This is a genomic window from Polaromonas sp. P1_E1_2 (assembly GCF_056406035.1).
In genome coordinates this window covers 1-1,298 of record NZ_JBFUAZ010000864.1, presented here as the reverse complement: position 1 = coordinate 1,298, position 1,298 = coordinate 1, and the positions used below count along the sequence as shown (strand labels likewise).

Here is a 1,298-nt window from a genome sequence, read left to right as displayed (position 1 = left end):
GGGCTTCGGCGCGCACCTGGCCGACCTCAACATCGCGATGGAGATCAAGAGCACGGAAACCATCAAACAGGCCGTGATCGCGGGCATGGGGGTGAGTTTTCTGTCGGCGCATACCATCAGCCGCGAACTTCAGGTGGGCAGCCTGACCGTGCTCGACGTGCAGGGTTTTCCGTTGATGCTGAATTGGTATGTCGTGCACCGCCGCAACAAGCGGCTGACGCCGGTAGCGCAGGCGTTCAAGACTTTTTTGATGACGGATGGCGGGGTGTTGATCGAGCAGACGATTGGTTTTCGCCCCAAAACGGCACAGCCCCGGCGTGCTGTCACCCGCCGTTAGCACAACAAGGGTTAGCGCAGCAGGAAATAGRCTGCCAGGATATACAGCACGACCGCGAAGACTTTYTTYAGCGGCTGGATGTCCATGCGATGCGCCGTGCGTGCGCCCAGCGGCGCTGTGCAAATACTGGCCACCGAGATGATGACCAGCCCTGGCAGGTACAGAAAGCCGATGGAGCCGGGCGGCATTTGCGGGAGATTCTGGCCGGCCCAGATGTAGCCCAGGGTGCCGGCCAGCGCGATTGGAAAACCAAGGGCTGCCGAGGTTCCCACGGCGTCATGGATTTTCACGTTGCACCAGGTCATGAAGGGCACCGAAACGAAGGCGCCGCCTGCACCCACCAGTGAAGACAGCATGCCGATGACACCACCCATGCCAAAGGTGCCCAGGCGGCCGGGCAGGGTGCGGCTGGGTTTGGGTTTACGGCCCAGAAACATCTGGGTGGCTGAAAACGCCACAAAAACGGCAAACAGGATGCTGAGGATCTTGCCCGGCAAGGCCACTGCCAGTTGGGCGCCAATCAATGACCCCAGCAAAATGCCGGGCGCCAGCAGCCGAACGATGGGCCAYAGCACGGCCCCGCGCCGGTGATGCGCACGCACTGATGACAACGAGGTGAAGCAGATGGTGGCCAGCGAGGTGGCGACCGCCATTTTCACGGTGTATTCCTGCGGGTAGCCCTTTGCCGTAAGGATGAAGGTGATGAACGGCACCATCAGCATCCCGCCGCCGATGCCCAGCAGGCCTGCAAGAAAACCGGTGCACAGACCCAACAAGAGAAGTTCGGCAATAAGTTGGGGTTCGAGAGACATCAGATCTGCTGTGGCACGGCGGGCTGGGCGCACAACCGGCTATACTTTTTGTTCGCGGCCTGGAGTCCGTACGGATCCGGGACAAGAAAACAAAGGTCTCTGCGAGAGCCACTGGACCGTCATCCTGAACCGGGGTTCAGGTGGGCGAG

At 60.8% G+C, this 1,298-nt stretch carries 2 protein-coding genes; one reads left to right on the top strand and one right to left on the bottom strand.

Annotated features, from left to right (window positions below; genetic code table 11):
• The coding region (locus tag AC1D1P_RS23615) for a LysR substrate-binding domain-containing protein (protein ID WP_477674683.1) at positions 1-337 on the top strand (337 nt) is incomplete at its 5' end.
• An 11-nt stretch (positions 338-348) separates the two neighbouring features.
• Here the strand turns inward: AC1D1P_RS23615 and AC1D1P_RS23610 are convergent.
• Positions 349-1,149 carry a sulfite exporter TauE/SafE family protein gene (locus AC1D1P_RS23610; protein ID WP_477674682.1) on the bottom strand — a complete coding sequence of 267 codons (801 nt, stop codon included), beginning with the start codon at positions 1,147-1,149 and terminating at the stop codon, positions 349-351.
• Positions 1,150-1,298 lie beyond the last annotated feature (149 nt).